This is a genomic window from Vibrio sp. 10N.222.51.C5, from assembly GCF_041474575.1.
GTDB classification, from domain to species: domain Bacteria; phylum Pseudomonadota; class Gammaproteobacteria; order Enterobacterales; family Vibrionaceae; genus Vibrio; species Vibrio crassostreae_C.
The window spans coordinates 5,017-21,298 of record NZ_JBFRUJ010000002.1 but is presented as its reverse complement, the minus strand read 5'-3'; the positions used below and the strand labels follow the sequence as shown (position 1 = coordinate 21,298).

20 protein-coding genes and 1 tRNA gene are annotated in these 16,282 nt (G+C 45.0%); 17 read left to right on the top strand and 4 right to left on the bottom strand.

Annotated elements, in window-relative coordinates; all coding sequences use genetic code 11:
- The first annotated feature begins 88 nt into the window (after positions 1-88).
- The 6 genes from AB4558_RS00150 to AB4558_RS00125 all read left to right on the top strand — a co-directional run bounded on the left by AB4558_RS00150 (position 89) and on the right by AB4558_RS00125 (position 4,065).
- Positions 89-820, top strand: coding sequence for an endonuclease (locus tag AB4558_RS00150; protein ID WP_017063198.1), 732 nt, complete (start codon positions 89-91; stop codon positions 818-820).
- A 153-nt stretch (positions 821-973) separates the two neighbouring features.
- A complete protein-coding gene (rsmE, locus tag AB4558_RS00145) occupies positions 974-1,705 on the top strand; it encodes a 16S rRNA (uracil(1498)-N(3))-methyltransferase (RefSeq protein ID WP_017062238.1) in 732 nt (243 codons plus the stop codon).
- Positions 1,706-1,714: 9 nt separating this feature from the next.
- Positions 1,715-2,665, top strand: a complete 951-nt coding sequence (gene gshB / locus AB4558_RS00140; RefSeq protein WP_372157647.1) for a glutathione synthase — start codon at positions 1,715-1,717, stop codon at positions 2,663-2,665.
- A 116-nt stretch (positions 2,666-2,781) separates the two neighbouring features.
- The gene (locus AB4558_RS00135; protein WP_102394125.1) at positions 2,782-3,345 is read left to right on the top strand and encodes a YqgE/AlgH family protein; all 564 of its coding nucleotides are present in this window, start codon (positions 2,782-2,784) and stop codon (positions 3,343-3,345) included.
- Positions 3,346-3,405: 60 nt separating this feature from the next.
- Positions 3,406-3,828, top strand: coding sequence for a Holliday junction resolvase RuvX (gene ruvX / locus AB4558_RS00130; RefSeq protein ID WP_004735480.1), 423 nt, complete (start codon positions 3,406-3,408; stop codon positions 3,826-3,828).
- A 99-nt stretch (positions 3,829-3,927) separates the two neighbouring features.
- Positions 3,928-4,065, top strand: coding sequence for a hypothetical protein (locus tag AB4558_RS00125; RefSeq protein ID WP_170791814.1), 138 nt, complete (start codon positions 3,928-3,930; stop codon positions 4,063-4,065).
- Between the two features lie 74 nt (positions 4,066-4,139).
- Here AB4558_RS00125 and AB4558_RS00120 read toward each other — a convergent pair whose 3' ends face one another.
- Positions 4,140-5,249 carry a PilT/PilU family type 4a pilus ATPase gene (locus AB4558_RS00120; RefSeq protein ID WP_017062241.1) on the bottom strand — a complete coding sequence of 370 codons (1,110 nt, stop codon included), beginning with the start codon at positions 5,247-5,249 and terminating at the stop codon, positions 4,140-4,142.
- A gap of 14 nt (positions 5,250-5,263) precedes the next feature.
- Positions 5,264-6,301, bottom strand: coding sequence for a type IV pilus twitching motility protein PilT (locus AB4558_RS00115; RefSeq protein WP_017062242.1), 1,038 nt, complete (start codon positions 6,299-6,301; stop codon positions 5,264-5,266).
- 26 nt (positions 6,302-6,327) lie between these two features.
- Between AB4558_RS00115 and AB4558_RS00110 the strand changes: the two genes are divergently transcribed.
- From AB4558_RS00110 to hemW, 7 genes are all read left to right on the top strand, one after another.
- The gene (locus AB4558_RS00110) at positions 6,328-7,032 is read left to right on the top strand and encodes a YggS family pyridoxal phosphate-dependent enzyme (protein ID WP_017062243.1); all 705 of its coding nucleotides are present in this window, start codon (positions 6,328-6,330) and stop codon (positions 7,030-7,032) included.
- A gap of 78 nt (positions 7,033-7,110) precedes the next feature.
- Complete coding sequence (gene proC / locus AB4558_RS00105) at positions 7,111-7,929, top strand: pyrroline-5-carboxylate reductase (protein ID WP_017063196.1); 819 nt, start codon at positions 7,111-7,113, stop codon at positions 7,927-7,929.
- 76 nt (positions 7,930-8,005) lie between these two features.
- Positions 8,006-8,563: a YggT family protein gene (locus AB4558_RS00100; RefSeq protein ID WP_017067798.1), complete on the top strand. Its 558-nt coding sequence runs from the start codon at positions 8,006-8,008 to the stop codon at positions 8,561-8,563.
- 29 nt (positions 8,564-8,592) lie between these two features.
- On the top strand, positions 8,593-8,883 hold the full coding sequence (gene yggU / locus AB4558_RS00095; protein WP_017062245.1) for a DUF167 family protein YggU: 291 nt from the start codon (positions 8,593-8,595) through the stop codon (positions 8,881-8,883).
- 28 nt (positions 8,884-8,911) lie between these two features.
- On the top strand, positions 8,912-9,343 hold the full coding sequence (locus AB4558_RS00090) for a DUF4426 domain-containing protein (protein ID WP_017062246.1): 432 nt from the start codon (positions 8,912-8,914) through the stop codon (positions 9,341-9,343).
- 48 nt (positions 9,344-9,391) lie between these two features.
- Positions 9,392-9,991: an XTP/dITP diphosphatase gene (locus AB4558_RS00085; protein WP_017062247.1), complete on the top strand. Its 600-nt coding sequence runs from the start codon at positions 9,392-9,394 to the stop codon at positions 9,989-9,991.
- Positions 9,991-11,178, top strand: a complete 1,188-nt coding sequence (gene hemW, locus AB4558_RS00080) for a radical SAM family heme chaperone HemW (protein ID WP_372074360.1) — start codon at positions 9,991-9,993, stop codon at positions 11,176-11,178. The genes AB4558_RS00085 and hemW overlap by 1 nt, the downstream gene beginning before the upstream one ends.
- Positions 11,179-11,302: 124 nt before the next feature.
- On the opposite strand, the gene glsB is transcribed toward hemW, so the two are convergent.
- Both glsB and trmB read right to left on the bottom strand, forming a co-directional pair.
- Positions 11,303-12,223: a glutaminase B gene (glsB, locus tag AB4558_RS00075; RefSeq protein WP_017062249.1), complete on the bottom strand. Its 921-nt coding sequence runs from the start codon at positions 12,221-12,223 to the stop codon at positions 11,303-11,305.
- Between the two features lie 349 nt (positions 12,224-12,572).
- Entirely contained in the window at positions 12,573-13,292 is a 720-nt protein-coding gene (trmB, locus tag AB4558_RS00070) for a tRNA (guanosine(46)-N7)-methyltransferase TrmB (RefSeq protein WP_017062250.1), read from the bottom strand.
- A 165-nt stretch (positions 13,293-13,457) separates the two neighbouring features.
- Between trmB and mutY the strand changes: the two genes are divergently transcribed.
- From mutY to AB4558_RS00050, 4 genes are all read left to right on the top strand, one after another.
- Positions 13,458-14,519, top strand: a complete 1,062-nt coding sequence (mutY, locus tag AB4558_RS00065) for an A/G-specific adenine glycosylase (RefSeq protein WP_065584120.1) — start codon at positions 13,458-13,460, stop codon at positions 14,517-14,519.
- Between the two features lie 28 nt (positions 14,520-14,547).
- Positions 14,548-14,820, top strand: coding sequence for an oxidative damage protection protein (locus tag AB4558_RS00060; protein WP_010435637.1), 273 nt, complete (start codon positions 14,548-14,550; stop codon positions 14,818-14,820).
- A gap of 69 nt (positions 14,821-14,889) precedes the next feature.
- Positions 14,890-16,023, top strand: a complete 1,134-nt coding sequence (gene mltC, locus AB4558_RS00055; RefSeq protein WP_017063191.1) for a membrane-bound lytic murein transglycosylase MltC — start codon at positions 14,890-14,892, stop codon at positions 16,021-16,023.
- 103 nt (positions 16,024-16,126) lie between these two features.
- Positions 16,127-16,202, top strand: a tRNA-Phe gene (locus AB4558_RS00050).
- Positions 16,203-16,282: the final 80 nt, after the last annotated feature.

The following is a 16,282-nucleotide window of genomic DNA, read 5'->3' as shown; positions in this document are numbered from 1 at the left end:
TGATTTACTCGGTAGAACAAATCTAATAGAGAGATCTAACATTTGAGTGCTAGACTGATGTTTATCATACTTTTATCAGTCTTTTTCTATGCAAAAACTCACCTTCAAAGCATTTGGCCTACCTGTATCTTTTTACTTAACAATAGTATTTGGCCTACTGGTAACCCAAAGCGTTCTCGCCGCACCACCGAGCTCATTTTCCAAAGCAAAAAGAGAAGCGGTGAAGATTTACCTCGACCATCCGACTTCATTTTATTGCGGCTGTGACATTACTTGGAAGGACAAAAAGAAAGGCATTCCCGACCTTGATGGCTGTGGCTATCAAGTCCGAAAACAACAAAAGCGGGCGAGTCGAATTGAGTGGGAACACGTGGTTCCAGCTTGGCAATTTGGCCACCAGCGTCAGTGTTGGCAAGATGGTGGGCGCAAGAACTGCACTCGCAATGACAAAATATTCAAATCCATGGAAGCCGACCTTCACAACCTAACTCCGGCCATTGGCGAGGTTAACGGTGATCGCTCCAACTACAACTTCAGTCAGTGGAATGGCATGGATGGTGTGAGCTATGGTCAGTGTGAAATGCAGGTCAACTTCAAGCAGCGTAAAGTTATGCCGCCAGACAGAGCAAAAGGCTCTATCGCGCGTACTTACCTTTACATGAGCCAAGAGTATGGTTTCAAACTATCTAAGCAACAAACCAACCTAATGATGGCGTGGAACAAGCAATTTCCTGTCGACAAGTGGGAATGTACTCGTGATGAGCGAATCTATGCCATCCAAGGTAATCACAACCCATTTGTTTACCCTGCTTGTAAATAACGTCGCTCGTACAATCAACATTCCTAACTATCTCAAACAAGAGTTTCAGAATTGCCCCTGAAACTCTTGCTCTACCCTTGTTTTTTCAACTAAAAGCATCCATGTTAGGCAGAGACAAAATACCCAAATGAACATATTTATAGGTTTACCAGCATGAGAATCCCTCGTATTCATCACCCAGAACGCATTCATCAGTTAGGTTCACTCGCTTTAGGCGAAGATGCCGCGGGTCATGTTGGTCGTGTCCTTCGCATGAAAGAAGGCCAAGAAGTCCTTCTATTTGATGGCAGTGGCGCTGAATTCCCTGCGACGATAGCCGAAGTATCAAAGAAAAATGTCACCGTTAATGTTTCTGAACGCATCGAACGCAGCAGCGAATCTCCGTTAGACTTACATTTAGGCCAAGTGATTTCACGTGGCGACAAAATGGAGTTCACGATTCAGAAATCGGTTGAGCTTGGTGTGAACACCATTACCCCTTTAATTTCAGAGCGCTGTGGCGTTAAGCTTGATACAAAACGCTTCGAGAAAAAACTCGCACAGTGGCAAAAGATTGCTATCGCGGCGTGTGAACAGTGTGGCCGCAATACGGTTCCAGTCATTCGCCCTATCATGCAACTTGAAGAGTGGTGTAGCGAACCGAGTGAAGCATTAAAGCTGAACTTACATCCTCGTGCAAAATACTCAATTAATACCCTTCCAGAACCTATCAGTAAGGTACGCCTATTGATCGGCCCTGAAGGTGGCTTGTCGGCTGAAGAAATCGGCATGACAGAACAATACAAATTTGAAGAGACGCTACTCGGCCCACGTGTACTTCGTACCGAGACAGCAGCTCTAACCGCAATTACTGCCTTACAAGTCCGTTTTGGCGATCTAGGCTAGGAGAAAAAAATGATCAAACTTGGCATCGTAATGGATCCAATTTCATCCATTAACATCAAAAAAGACTCTAGCTTTGCCATGATGCTTGAAGCTCAGCGTCGTGGTTACGAAATCCATTACATGGAAATGGATGATCTACATTTAGATCAAGGCGTAGCCATTGCTGACACTAAGGTTGTTGAACTAAAAGAAGATCCAAACGGTTGGTACAAATTCAAATCAGAACAGACTATCGCGCTATCCGATTTAGATGCGGTACTGATGCGTAAAGATCCTCCGTTTGATACTGAGTACATCTACGCAACTTACATTCTTGAGCGTGCTGAAGAGAACGGCGCACTGATCGCCAACAAACCACAAAGCCTACGTGACTGTAACGAGAAGTTGTTCACGGCATGGTTCCCTGAACTGACACCGACCACCATCGTGACTCGTAAAGCTGAAAAAATTAAAGCGTTCCGAGAAGAACACGGTGACGTGATTCTAAAACCACTTGATGGCATGGGCGGCGCGTCTATCTTCCGTGTGAAAGAAGGCGATCCAAACGTATCAGTTATTATTGAAACCTTGACCAACCACGGTCAGAACTACGCAATGGCACAAACTTTTGTTCCAGACATCAGCAATGGTGATAAGCGTATTCTTGTGGTTGACGGTGAGCCAATGCCTTACTGTCTAGCGCGTATTCCTGCAAAAGGGGAAACTCGAGGTAACCTTGCTGCTGGCGGTACAGGTGAAGCTCGTCCTCTAAGTGAAACAGACTGGGCTATCGCAAGAGCAGTTGCTCCTGCACTGAAAGAGAAAGGCTTAATCTTTGTTGGGCTTGATGTTATCGGTGACAAGCTGACTGAAATTAACGTGACTAGCCCTACTTGTATCCGTGAAATTGAAGCCGCTTTTGATATTTCAGTTACAGGTAAATTAATGGATGCAATTGAGCGTCGCGTTAACGCTAAATAGCCTAAACTAAAGAAAGCCTTAGCTATTCGAAAACACAGAAATATCTAGGCAAAGAACAATGAGCGGCTTTACGCCGCTCTTTTTCCTTTACTGGGAACACACTGGCAGGAGGCTCTATGAATTTAACGAACCACTTTCTGGTTGCTATGCCCGGAATGAAAGACCCATACTTTCAAAATTCGGTGATTTACCTTTGTGAGCACAATGACGAAGGCGCGATGGGTTTGATGATCAACGCCCCTATCGATGTCACTGTCGGCAGCATGCTTAAACAAGTTAAGGTTGATTCTGAGCAGCCGAAATCCAACCAAGCAAGTCTTGATAAGCCAGTATTGAACGGTGGGCCGGTCGCAGAAGACCGTGGATTTATTTTGCACAAACCTAAAGGCAGCTATCAATCCAGCATCAACATGACAGATCAAATCTCGGTGACGACTTCAAAAGATATCTTGATGGTGTTGGGCACAGAAGATGAGCCGATGAATTATTTAGTCGCACTTGGGTATGCAGGATGGGAACCGGGACAACTGGAAACCGAACTGACCGAGAACTCATGGTTAACCGTTGAAGCCGATCCGAAGGTCATCTTCGATACACCGATTTCTGACCGCTGGAAAGTCGCCGTGCAGATGTTAGGAATAAATGCGGCTCAGCTTTCAGCAGACGCTGGCCACGCCTAGTTCAAATCAGCTAAATAAAATAAACAGACACTCTCAAACACAGATAAATTTGGAAACCCCATGTCACGAACAATTATGGCATTTGACTACGGTACAAAAAGTATCGGTAGTGCGATAGGACAAGAAATCACGGGCACCGCAAGCCCTCTAAAAGCTTTTAAAGCCAAAGATGGCATCCCAAATTGGGACGATATCGAAAAGCAAATTAAGGAGTGGCAGCCGAATCTTATCGTGGTTGGTCTTCCTACCGATCTTCATGGTAAAGATCTAGCCGCGATTACACCAAGGGCGAAGAAGTTTGCCAATCGCCTAAAAGGGCGCTTTGGTGTCGATGTTGAACTGCATGATGAAAGACTTTCTACGACAGAAGCAAGGGCAGACCTTTTTGAAATGGGCGGCTACAAAGCACTAAGTAAAGGTAATGTCGATAACCAGTCTGCAGTCGTCATTTTAGAGAGCTGGTTTGAAGCACAATATTCATAACGAAAATTAAGAGCTCAAAGATTAAACTCCTTTGTGATCCTATAATGATATTACGGCGTAATGTCGAAGCAATTCATTATTAGGTAAGTGGGAGTTCACATGAAAATTTTTCTAGCAATCTTCGTAGCTCTAGCAATATCAGCATGCAGTTCGACAAGCTCCAATAATGCAGGTTATATGAATCATACTTCGACTGACGCAGACGTAATCAGCGAGCCTAAGAACAAGAAGCGTTGATAATACAGACGCAGTCGAACGATGAATATGATGAACGCCTGATTTTAACCTAGAATCAAATCAGGCGTTTTTTATCACCCCATATCTATCTTCACACCAGCCAACGCCCCAGTTCCGTAGTCGTCATCACCACGTCTAGTTTTGAGCATTAAGCGCAAGTCATTAGCAGAATCGGCACTGTGGAACGCATCCTCTTCGCTGATCTTGCCTGCTATCACTAAATCATACAAAGCTTGGTCAAAGGTCTGCATACCTATCTCTTTCGATTTAGCCATGGTTGCTTTCAGTTCGTGTAGTTCACCACGACGAATCAAGTCAGAAACACGAGGGCTATTCAGCAGAATCTCGAATACACCATGACGCCCGCTGCCATTCTTGTCGCGAATGAGTTGCTGAGCGACGACACCACGCAGGTTCATCGATAGGTCAAACAAGAACTGTTCTTTCTGCTCTTTCGGCACCAAATGAAGAATACGCTCTAGCGCTTGGTTAGCGTTATTGGCGTGCAAGGTTGCCATACACAAGTGACCCGTTTCAGCAAAGGTCATCGCGTATTCCATGGTCTCACGGCTACGGATTTCGCCAATCAAGATCATGTCTGGTGCTTGGCGTAGCGAGTTCTTAAGCGCGACTTCGTAACTCTCGGTGTCGAGCCCGACCTCACGCTGCGTCACGATGCACTTTTTATGTTCGTGCACAAATTCAATAGGGTCTTCAACCGTCAAGATATGTCCCGAGCGATTGGTGTTGCGATAGCCTGTCATTGCAGCCATTGAGGTCGATTTACCAGAGCCTGTCGCACCAACCACCAGCACAAGTCCGCGCTTAGCTATTGATAGGTCCTGTAGTACATCAGGAAGCTTTAGTTGCTCAAAGGTTGGGATGTTAGTCTCGATACGTCGAATGACCGCTCCAGGTAGCTCTCGCTGAAAGAATGCACTGACACGAAAACGACCAAAGTCACGCACGATGGCAAAATTAGCCTCACGCGTTTGCTGATACTCATCACGTCGGTCTTGTTCCATCATCGCATCAAGTAATTGAGCAACCTGTGCCGCATTCAGCTTCTCTCCTTGAGGGCGTAATTCACCATCCACACGAAACAGGATTGGCGCATCGACAGTGATATAGAGATCCGATGCCTTTTGAGAAAGCATTCCCTCAAGGATTTGATTCAATTCCATTATGTACACCTTAATTAAAACATTGAGGTTTCAATTTCGATCTTTTTCTCGACCTCTTCCGAATCAACCAAGCCCTGCGCCATCAGCTGCTTCGCATTTTGTTCCATGGTCTGCATGCCGTGCGCTGCGCCCGTTTGAATGATCGAGTACATCTGCGCAACCTTATCTTCACGAATCAAGTTTCTGATCGCAGGTGTTGCCATCATGATTTCATGACACGCCACACGACCACCACCAACACGCTTTAGCAGCTTCTGGGCTATCACCGAGCGCAGTGATTCAGACAACATCGAACGAACCATATCTTTATCGCTACCTGGGAACACATCGATAATACGGTCGATCGTTTTAGCCGCAGAACTGGTGTGCAGAGTACCAAAGACCAAGTGACCCGTTTCTGCTGCGGTTAACGCTAAGCTAATCGTCTCTTGGTCACGAAGTTCACCAACCAGAATCACGTCTGGGTCTTCACGTAAGGCACTGCGCAGTGCCGCTTTAAAACTGTGAGTATCACGGTGAACTTCACGCTGGTTGACTAGGCATTTATTATTGGTGTGAACGAATTCAATCGGGTCTTCAATCGTCAGAATATGCTTATTGTGGTTGCGATTTACGTAATCAACCATCGCCGCAAGAGTCGTTGATTTACCAGAGCCAGTTGGACCAGTGACGAGCACTAACCCTTTTTCGTAGTTAGCAATCCTTTCGAAGATCTCAGGTGCACCTAACTGATCTAAAGTCGGGATTTCGACAGGGATAGTTCGAAAGACAGCTGAGCAGCCACGGGCTTGGTTAAACGCATTAACACGAAAGCGACCAACATTGGGTAATTCAAAAGAGAAGTCGACTTCCAGTTTTTCTTCAAACTCGCCGCGTTGTGAATCGCTCATGATCTCAAAAACCAAACGATGCACATCAGCATGACTCAAAGCTGGGATTCCAAGCTTCCTTACTTCACCATCTATACGTACCATTGGAGATACACCCGCAGAAAGATGTAGATCTGACGCGTTATGCTTTACACTAAAATCTAGTAACTCAGTGATATCCATTTATTTTCCCTTAAGTAAAGTCAGCTATGAGTAGTATTCAACAAAATATCGAACAAATCACCTCACAGATTCGTAGTGCTGAGCAAAAGTGCGGACGAGCTCCAGAGTCCGTGCAACTTTTAGCCGTCAGCAAAACTAAACCTATTGATGCGATTCTAGAAGCCGCACTCGGAGGCCAAGTTGCCTTTGGTGAAAACTATGTTCAAGAAGGTGTAGATAAAGTAAAACACTTTTCAGAACAACATTCTAACCTAAATTTAGAGTGGCATTTTATTGGTCCAATTCAATCCAATAAAACCCGCCCAATCGCGGAAAGCTTTCAATGGGTGCATTCCGTCGATCGCGATAAGATCGCACAAAGGCTTAATGATCAACGACCAAGCGAACTTCCACCTTTGCAAGTGTTGATTCAGGTAAACACCAGTGGTGAAGAGTCCAAATCTGGAACCTCAGAAGAGACAGTTTTTGCACTCGCGGAGTTGATTTCATCGCTCCCCAACCTCACCTTAAGAGGATTGATGTCGATTCCTGCAAACGTATCTGACTATCAATCTCAGCTTAATGCATTTTCTCAACTGGCAGAGCTTAAAGACAAGCTAGCCGCGAAGTATTCAGACATTGATACCCTTTCGATGGGGATGAGTGGTGATATGGATGCAGCAGTTGAGGCTGGCAGCACAATGGTTCGTATTGGAACAGCTATTTTCGGCGCTCGTGATTACGCGAAATAGCCGTAGTAAGTAACGACAAGTACAAGTATTGATACCGCTTCGCCTTATCCGCGCAGCGACACGCTCAGGATTTTATATATGGTACATAAGAACATCGCCTTTATTGGGGCGGGAAACATGGTTCGCTCAATTGTAGCTGGCTTAGTTGCTAGTGGTTACCCAGCGCAAAAGATTACTGCGACAGCACCTTCAGAAACCAGAAGGCTGCCGTTAGAACAAGAATACGGCATCAATACCACCAGCGATAATATTGCAGCAGCTGAAAAAGCAGACGTTGTTGTGTTATCCGTGAAGCCACAAATGATGGCTGATGTATGTAAACCCTTACAAGATATCGACTTCAGCAACAAACTGGTTATCTCAATTGCCGCGGGTATTAATGCGAATCGACTTAATGAGATGTTAAACTGCCAACTGAACCTTGTTCGTGTGATGCCAAACACGCCATCACTGCTTGGTAAAGGGATGAGTGGTCTTTATGCCGATGCAACTGTCAGCCAAGATGATAAAGACTTTGCTTCTCAGCTGATGCAAGCTGTTGGTGAAGTAAGTTGGGTTGAACAAGAGTCTGGAATCAACAACATCATTGCGGCGGCGGGTAGCGCTCCGGCTTACTTCTTCCTGTTTATGGAAGCGATGCAAGCTGAAGCAATCAAGCAAGGTTTTGACCAAGAAACCGCTCGTAAGCTAGTGCAGCAGTCTGCATTAGGCGCGGCAGAGATGGTGGTAGCAAACCAAGATACTGAATTATCAACACTGCGTGAACAAGTGACATCCAAAGGCGGCACGACCGCAGAAGCACTACGCACGTTTAACGAACATCAACTATCAGACATCGTAGCAAAAGCCATGCAAGCGGCGGTTGCTCGAGCTGAAGAGATGGAAAAACTGTTTTAGTACCAATCAAGGTAAACAAGCATTTTGCCGCTCTGGTTATATCTAAGCGACAAGTAAATCCGAAAAAGGAAACAATATGAACTCGATGAGCTTTCTGATCTCGACCGTTTTTGATCTTTACATCATGGTTGTGATCTTGCGTATCTGGCTACAAGCATCACGTGCAGATTTCTACAACCCATTCTCACAATTCATCGTAAAAGCGACACAACCGGTTGTTGCCCCACTACGCCGAGTTATTCCATCAATCGGCAGCCTTGATCTAGCGACCGTTGTTTTCGCTTATGTGCTGTGTGTACTTAAGTTCGTTGCTCTAAACCTGATTATCTCTGGCGGCGCTGCCGTTTTCGATATTAGCTTCCTTATCTTTGGTGCACTGTCTCTGCTCAAAGCGGCTGGTGGTTTGATCTTCTGGGTTCTACTTATCCGTGCAATCCTAAGCTGGGTAAGCCAAGGCCGTAGCCCAATCGAGTACGTATTCCATCAACTGACTGAACCAATGCTAGTGCCTATCCGCCGTATCCTTCCGGACATGGGTGGTTTCGACCTAAGCGTACTGGTTCTGTTCATTGTTCTGCAATTTGCGAACTTCCTAATGGGCGACATGATTGGCCCTATTTGGTATCAGCTATAATTCAAGTACGAACATCAGGTACTTTGACGATGCCAAAAGCGGTTTGGGCCGAGGAAAACGATATTCTTCTTAGGCTCTATATCCAACCCAAAGCAAGCCGAGACAAGATTGTTGGCTTGCATGGTGAGGAACTCAAAATTGCCATAACTGCTCCACCAGTAGATGGCAAAGCCAACGCCCACTTAGCGAAATACCTTGCGAAACAGTTTAAGGTCGCAAAAGGGCAAATTAAGATAGAAAAGGGAGATCTCGGTAGGCACAAGCAAGTTCGAATATGCTCGCCAAGCCAAATCCCAACTGAAGTCAAAGCCATCCTATGATGGCTTTTTGCTATTTATTGGAGTCATTATGCGTTTATGGATAACAGCACTACTCACCGCTCTTGTTGCCTTACCAAGCTCAGCAGGGCAATTTAAGAACATTAAGGATGTCGAGGTTCATTACTCGGCTTTTAATTCCACGTTCTTAACTTCGCAAGTCGCTAAGCAATACAAACTTAAGCGAAATGGATACTCAGCAATCCTCAACATCAGCGTGTTAGACAAGGCTTCTCTAGGCAAGCCTGCGACAACGGCTAAAATTACGGGAACAGCGAAGAACCTCGTTGGAAACACCCGTACTTTGAAGTTTCGAGAAATCAAAGAAGGCGATGCGATTTATTACCTTGCTGAGTTCCCCGTAACTCACGAAGAAAACATCACCTTCGACATCGATGTGAACGCAGGCCTAAAAGGCACTGGTCCACTGCGTTTCACACAGAAATTCTATATAGAAGAGTAAGCTCAAACCTTACTTTTCATTTATTAACTTATTTAGAGCTACATTCCCATGAGTAAGATTGTTTTAGCAACAGGCAACCAAGGTAAAGTTCGCGAGATGGCAGATATTCTGTCTGAGTTTGGTTTTGACGTTGTCGCGCAAAGTGAATTTAACGTTTCAGAAGTCGCTGAAACAGGAACGACTTTCATTGAAAATGCCATCATCAAAGCTCGCCACGCAGCGAAAGAAACAGGGCTGCCAGCCATTGCTGACGACTCAGGTTTAGAGGTTGATTACTTAAATGGTGCGCCAGGTATCTATTCAGCGCGTTACTCAGGTGAAGGGGCAACCGATAAGCAGAACATCAAAAAACTATTAGATGCGATGCAAGGTGTCGAAACTGAAAAGCGTACTGCGCGTTTCCACTGTGTGTTGGTGCTAATGCGTCACGAGAATGATCCAACACCTCTAGTGTGTCACGGTAAATGGGAAGGTCGTATTCTTACTGAAGAACACGGTGAGAATGGCTTTGGCTACGATCCTGTGTTCTTTGTACCAGAAGATAACTGCGCCTCAGCAGAGCTTGAATCTTCGCGTAAGAAGCAACTATCACACCGTGGTAAAGCGCTTGCGTCACTATTCAAGACTCTCAAGGAGCAAGCTCTGTAATGCACAATGCAGCGCTAATACCACCCGCACTTAGCCTCTATGTACACATCCCATGGTGTGTACAAAAGTGTCCGTATTGTGATTTTAACTCTCACGCTCTGAAAGCCGAGATCCCTGAAAAAGAGTACATCGATGCACTGCTTGAGGATCTCGATACTGATATCGAAAAATATCAGCTCAATGGTATGCCTCGCCCACTGCATTCGATCTTTATTGGTGGCGGTACCCCAAGCCTGTTTTCTCCTGAAGGAATTGGCCGATTGTTACAAGGCATTGAACAGCGCATCCCGTTCAAACCTGAAATAGAAATCACCATGGAAGCCAACCCGGGAACTATCGAAGCTGAGCGTTTTGCAGGTTACCAAAAGGCAGGCATTACTCGAATCTCGGTGGGTGTGCAAAGTTTTGAGCAAGAGAAACTGGAAAGACTTGGGCGTATTCATGGTCAAGATGAAGCGGTAAATGCCGCTCATTTAGCGCATAAGATTGGATTGAATAGTTTCAACTTAGACTTAATGCACGGCTTACCCGATCAGAGTATTGAACAAGCGTTGGCTGATTTGGATAAAGCGATAGAACTCGACCCTCCGCACTTATCTTGGTATCAGCTAACAATAGAACCTAACACCATGTTCTATTACAAAACACCAACGCTGCCTGATGATGATGACCTTTGGGATATCTTCGACCTAGGCCATAAGAAGCTCGCAGACGCAGGGTATGTGCAGTACGAAATTTCAGGCTACAGCAAGCCGGGATCTCAGTGCCAACATAACCTCAACTACTGGCGCTTTGGTGACTATCTAGGTATTGGCTGTGGCTCTCATGGCAAGCTGAGCTTTACAGATGGACGCATTGTTCGTACCACTAAGGTTAAGCACCCTAGAGGCTATTTGGCTGCGTACCAAAACATGGTAAAACCTTATCTATCAGATGAATTTGAAGTGCCGAATGAAGACCGCCCTTTTGAATTTTTCATGAACCGCTTTAGGTTAATGGAAGCATGTCCAAAGCAGGATTTCATTGATACGACAGGGCTTGGTTTTGACTCGATTCAAAAAACGATTGAATGGGCAAAAGAGCTAGGCTACTTGAAGGAAACCGACACTCACTGGCAGATCACTGAAAAAGGAAAGCTGTTTCTCAATGATCTGTTAGAAGCCTTTATGGCAGAAGAAGACGAGTAGTTCGAGATTCGAGATTCGAGAAGCATTGCGTAAGGGTTGGCTTTAGGGTCAACCCTTTTTGTTTTATAGCCCTCTCTCGGAGCGAAGCGTTCTATAGGACAACGTCCGTGCTCGAATCTTTCTCTTAGAAAATAGAACGACCAATTCGCTCTGAAAGCAACTCTAGAGCCTTAGTACCTGCGAGCGAGTTGCCAGAAGGATCAAGCTCTGGAGACCACACCGCAATCGTCATTTCGCCAGGAACGATAGCAATAATACCGCCACCAACGCCCGATTTTCCTGGCATACCAACACGGTAGGCAAACTCACCAGCCCCATCGTACAAGCCACACGTCGCAAGCAAAGCATTCAACTGCTTGGTTTGAACTGGCGTGATGATCTCTTTCTTGGTTTGAACCGACACGCCTTTGTTTGCTAAATAGCTAAAGGTTTTTGCCAAATCCACACACGTCATTTTAAGCGCACAAGCGTGGAAGTAGTTATTCAGAACTGGGATAACATCATTCTCAAAATTACCAAATGAACGCATCAAATAAGCAATGGCAGCATTACGATCGCTGTGCATCATTTCTGAAGCCGCTACCACCTTGTCATACACAATATGAGTATCACCCGATAACTGACGCACAAACTCTAACAAGCGGTGCCTAGGCGCAGACAAGCGGCTTTGTAGTAGGTCTGCAACGACAATTGCCCCCGCATTGATGAACGGGTTGCGGGGAATACCATACTCCATCTCAAGCTGAATCATCGAGTTAAAGGCTTGACCAGAAGGCTCTTTGCCTACTCTTTGCCAAATCTCTTCAGGCTTATATAGCACCATAGCTAGCGTCAGGCTCAAGGCTTTAGAAATAGATTGCACAGAAAATGCTTCTTCAGCATCGCCTGCTTTAATCACCTCACCTTCATTGGTGTATACCGCGATCGCCAGTTTCTGGTTCGATACGCGAGCCAGTGCAGGGATATAATCAGCGACCTTTCCCTGTCCAATTAAAGGACGAACTTCGTCTAAGATCTCGGCCAAAATAGCTTGAGTTGGTTTCATGTGCGCTTACTTCTATATTGTTATTTTTGTAGGGGTGTAACATATACCAATCGTAGTAAATAACTGCTCACTCTAGCTTGTTAAAATGCTCGATAACTGCGTTAGAATTTTTGATTGTAGAGTAACTACTTATCGAAAAATGCTGCCTTGTTCTCAAGCCTTTTTCCTACGCTATTTCTGATCACTTACTTACTGTGATTGGTATTACTTTCTGTCGTTAAGCCTTTACTGAAATAAAAGCCTAAGGACAAAAAAGCCAACATTACAATAATGTTGGCTTTAATCAATCCCATAAAGTGTAGGGGTTAAACCCTAAGTCGGATTACCCTTCACTTAATTTGATTCGAAGTTACTTAGTACGCTTGAACTTAATGTCCCAAACACCATGACCTAAACGGTGGCCACGCGCTTCAAACTTAGTTAGCGGGCGCTCATCCGGACGAGGGATGTAATCACCATCTTCAGCGATGTTTTCGAAGCCTGGAGCTACGTTCATCACTTCAATCATATGTTCTGCGTAGTTTTCCCAGTCTGTTGCCATGTGGAAAACACCAGTATCAAGTTGAAGCTTGCCGCGAACCATCTCTGCAAACTCAGCCTTAACGATACGACGTTTATGGTGACGAGCTTTGTGCCATGGGTCAGGGAAGAACAGTTGCAGAGTATGCAGGCTGCTATCTGGGATCATGTGTTCAAATACTTCTACAGCATCGTGACACATTACACGCAGGTTAGTTACGCCAGCATCGCGAGCTGTACCTAAACACGCACCAACACCCGGGCTATGAACTTCAATACCTAAGAAGTTTTTCTCAGGTGCGTTCTTTGCCATTTCAACCAGTGATGCACCCATACCGAAGCCAATCTCTAGTACAACCGGGTTATCGTTGCCAAATACTTCTTTCCAGTTAAGAAGCTCTGGGTTGTAGTCGATACCCATTGTTGGCCAACATTCATTCATCGCGTTCTCTTGGCCTTTTGTTAAGCGGCCTTCGCGGCGAACAAAGCTACGGATCTTACGAACCAGTTTGCCGTCTTCAGTATATTCGTTAGTGGTCACTTCACTCATTGATTTTTGCCTGCACATTGATTAATCAAAGCGGGGATTATCCAAAGAATTGCCTCCGGTGCAAGTCTTTCCGTGGATAAATTCCCACACAATTTGTCTGTTTTACATCCAACGTTAAGTGTGGTGCAATTTCGCTTCTAATAATAGCAAAGCATAGAGCATGTCGTGACTCCTTTCGCAACCGCCATATTAAAGTGGTATGACGCCTACGGGCGTAAAGAATTGCCTTGGCAACAAAACAAAACCGCCTACACCGTTTGGCTATCTGAAATCATGCTTCAGCAGACTCAGGTTGCTACGGTGATTCCATACTACCAACGCTTCTTAGAACGCTTTCCAACGGTTATCGACCTAGCGAACGCCGAACAAGATGAGGTACTCCACTTATGGACAGGGCTTGGTTATTACGCACGAGCTCGCAATCTACATAAAGCAGCCAAGATCGTTGCTGAGCAATATGGTGGTGAATTTCCGCTGTCTATCGAAGAGATGAACGCGCTACCGGGGATTGGTCGCTCAACAGCAGCAGCCGTCTTATCATCGGTTCATAAACTTCCTCATGCGATTCTTGATGGCAATGTAAAACGAACGCTTGCGAGAAGTTTTGCCGTTGAAGGTTGGCCGGGGCAAAAGAAAGTCGAAAACCAGCTTTGGGAACACGCCGAAGCACATACTCCGAACAAAGATGTCGATAAGTACAACCAAGCAATGATGGACATGGGTGCCATGGTTTGTACCCGTAGCAAGCCTAAGTGCACCTTGTGCCCGATTGAAAGCATGTGTGAGGCCAAGAAGCTCGATAGACAGCTCGACTTCCCTGGCAAAAAGCCTAAGAAAGAAAAGCCAGTAAAAGACACATGGTTTGTGATTCTGTATCACGACAACCAAGTGTGGCTCGAACAGCGCCCTCAATCTGGTATCTGGGGCGGATTGTTTTGTTTCCCTCAAAATGAAAACGCAGAGATCGAACATCAACTAGATCTTCGTTCGATCAAAGACACTCAAACCAATTCGATCAAGACCATGATTGCGTTTAGACACACTTTCAGCCACTACCACTTAGATATCACGCCAGTATTAGTGAAATTAGATAAACAACCAGATTTGATAATGGAAGGGGCTAAAGGTCTCTGGTATAACTTATCAAAACCGGAAGAAATTGGCCTAGCCGCTCCTGTAAAGCAGCTTATTGAGAGCCTACCCTTTGAACTGAACGACGACGTTTGAATCAACGAACGCGATAAGAGGAACCACTATGAGCCGCACTGTATTTTGTGCTCGCCTTCAAAAAGATGCTGAAGGCCTAGATTTTCAACTTTACCCAGGTGACTTAGGTAAGCGTATCTTTGACAACGTGTCTAAAGAAGCTTGGGGACAATGGCAAAGCAAGCAAACTATGCTTATCAATGAAAAGAAGCTAAACATGATGGATCCTGAGCATCGTAAACTTCTTGAAACTGAGATGGTTAACTTCCTTTTTGAAGGTAAAGATGTCGTAATTGATGGCTATACTCCACCAAGCGAATAAGACATTTATTTAAGCAATTTTTAATGACATCATGGTTAACGCTGCGATGTCATTTTTGTATGAGGAACTATGAAAAAGCTAAGTTACTTCCTAACAGCCATGTTATTAACTGGCTGCAGCCGTGAATTTGTCGAAAGCATTTATGATGTCAATTACGAGCCAACCAACCGGTTTGTGAAGAATTTAGCTGAGCTACCCGGACAATTTGAAAAAGATACCGGGGCGCTAGATTCATTAATAGATAGCTTTTCAGGCAACATTCAAAAACGTTGGGGTAGCAGTGAAATCAAGATAGCAGGTAAGAGTAACTATGTGAAATACATAGATAATTACTTAAGTCGTTCAGAAGTGAATTTTAGCCAAGGCCTGATAACGGTGGAAACGGTTTCCTCTACCGAACCGAAAAAACACCTCAAAAATGCGATCATGACGACCCTTTTGACGCCAGATGATCCGGCGCATGTCGATCTATTCTCTTCTAAAAGCATCAAGCTAGAAGGCAAACCTTTCCTCTATAATCAGGTCGTAGACCAAGAAAAAAAGCCCATTCAATGGACTTGGCGAGCGAACCAGTTTGCGGATTACCTGATCGCGAATAACCTAAAAACCAAAGAAGTCGACTTTAAAAAAGCCTACTACGTTGAAATCCCAATGGTGGCCGACCACGCTAGCCAGCGTAGTTATCAATATGCCGACATCGTTCGACGAGCGTCTCAGCGTTATGACATCCCTGAAGATTTAATCTACGCTATCATCAAGACAGAGAGTAGCTTCAACCCGTACGCCGTAAGCTGGGCTAATGCTTATGGTCTTATGCAGGTGGTACCTAAAACCGCTGGTCGAGATGTATTTGAACACGTCAAAAAGAAACCTGGTGAACCAAGCCCTGAGTACTTATTCAATCCAGAAAACAACATTGATGCTGGCACCGCATACTTTTACATCCTTAAAAATCGTTATTTGAAAGACGTAAAAAACCCATTAACGCTTGAATACAGTATGATTTCAGCCTATAACGGCGGTACTGGTGGCGTACTCAATACCTTCAGTAAGGACAGAAAGCGAGCAATGCAAGACTTAAACTCGCTGCAACCGAGCCAAGCCTACTGGGCGCTTACCAAGAAGCATCCAAATAAAGAGTCGCGCCGATACCTCGAAAAAGTAACGCAATTCAAAAAAGAATTTAACCAAGGTAAAACATAACCCTCACTTTTGAATAAAAAAACAACGAACGAACGGTTTTTTTAATTATTTTCAAAAAAGGAGTTGACGGTTATGCAGAAAATCCGTTTAATAGCGCTCCGTTGCCCGGATAGCTCAGTCGGTAGAGCAGAGGATTGAAAATCCTCGTGTCGGTGGTTCGATTCCGCCTCCGGGCACCACAATTTGATTTGTTGGTGTCAACACTCTTTAACAGGGAGTAACAACACGGACAAAAGCATAAAGAATTTAGTGTGCCGAC

What these genes read in the sequence shown, in the direction of transcription:
- AB4558_RS00150 (WP_017063198.1), top strand. Translation starts at nt 89, where the DNA reads ATGCAAAAACTCACCTTCAAAGCATTTGGCCTACCTGTATCTTTTTAC.
- rsmE (WP_017062238.1), top strand. Translation starts at nt 974, where the DNA reads ATGAGAATCCCTCGTATTCATCACCCAGAACGCATTCATCAGTTAGGT.
- gshB (WP_372157647.1), top strand. Translation starts at nt 1,715, where the DNA reads ATGATCAAACTTGGCATCGTAATGGATCCAATTTCATCCATTAACATC.
- AB4558_RS00135 (WP_102394125.1), top strand. Translation starts at nt 2,782, where the DNA reads ATGAATTTAACGAACCACTTTCTGGTTGCTATGCCCGGAATGAAAGAC.
- ruvX (WP_004735480.1), top strand. Translation starts at nt 3,406, where the DNA reads ATGTCACGAACAATTATGGCATTTGACTACGGTACAAAAAGTATCGGT.
- AB4558_RS00125 (WP_170791814.1), top strand. Translation starts at nt 3,928, where the DNA reads ATGAAAATTTTTCTAGCAATCTTCGTAGCTCTAGCAATATCAGCATGC.
- AB4558_RS00120 (WP_017062241.1), bottom strand. Translation starts at nt 5,249, where the DNA reads ATGGAATTGAATCAAATCCTTGAGGGAATGCTTTCTCAAAAGGCATCG.
- AB4558_RS00115 (WP_017062242.1), bottom strand. Translation starts at nt 6,301, where the DNA reads ATGGATATCACTGAGTTACTAGATTTTAGTGTAAAGCATAACGCGTCA.
- AB4558_RS00110 (WP_017062243.1), top strand. Translation starts at nt 6,328, where the DNA reads ATGAGTAGTATTCAACAAAATATCGAACAAATCACCTCACAGATTCGT.
- proC (WP_017063196.1), top strand. Translation starts at nt 7,111, where the DNA reads ATGGTACATAAGAACATCGCCTTTATTGGGGCGGGAAACATGGTTCGC.
- AB4558_RS00100 (WP_017067798.1), top strand. Translation starts at nt 8,006, where the DNA reads ATGAACTCGATGAGCTTTCTGATCTCGACCGTTTTTGATCTTTACATC.
- yggU (WP_017062245.1), top strand. Translation starts at nt 8,593, where the DNA reads ATGCCAAAAGCGGTTTGGGCCGAGGAAAACGATATTCTTCTTAGGCTC.
- AB4558_RS00090 (WP_017062246.1), top strand. Translation starts at nt 8,912, where the DNA reads ATGCGTTTATGGATAACAGCACTACTCACCGCTCTTGTTGCCTTACCA.
- AB4558_RS00085 (WP_017062247.1), top strand. Translation starts at nt 9,392, where the DNA reads ATGAGTAAGATTGTTTTAGCAACAGGCAACCAAGGTAAAGTTCGCGAG.
- hemW (WP_372074360.1), top strand. Translation starts at nt 9,991, where the DNA reads ATGCACAATGCAGCGCTAATACCACCCGCACTTAGCCTCTATGTACAC.
- glsB (WP_017062249.1), bottom strand. Translation starts at nt 12,223, where the DNA reads ATGAAACCAACTCAAGCTATTTTGGCCGAGATCTTAGACGAAGTTCGT.
- trmB (WP_017062250.1), bottom strand. Translation starts at nt 13,292, where the DNA reads ATGAGTGAAGTGACCACTAACGAATATACTGAAGACGGCAAACTGGTT.
- AB4558_RS00060 (WP_010435637.1), top strand. Translation starts at nt 14,548, where the DNA reads ATGAGCCGCACTGTATTTTGTGCTCGCCTTCAAAAAGATGCTGAAGGC.
- mltC (WP_017063191.1), top strand. Translation starts at nt 14,890, where the DNA reads ATGAAAAAGCTAAGTTACTTCCTAACAGCCATGTTATTAACTGGCTGC.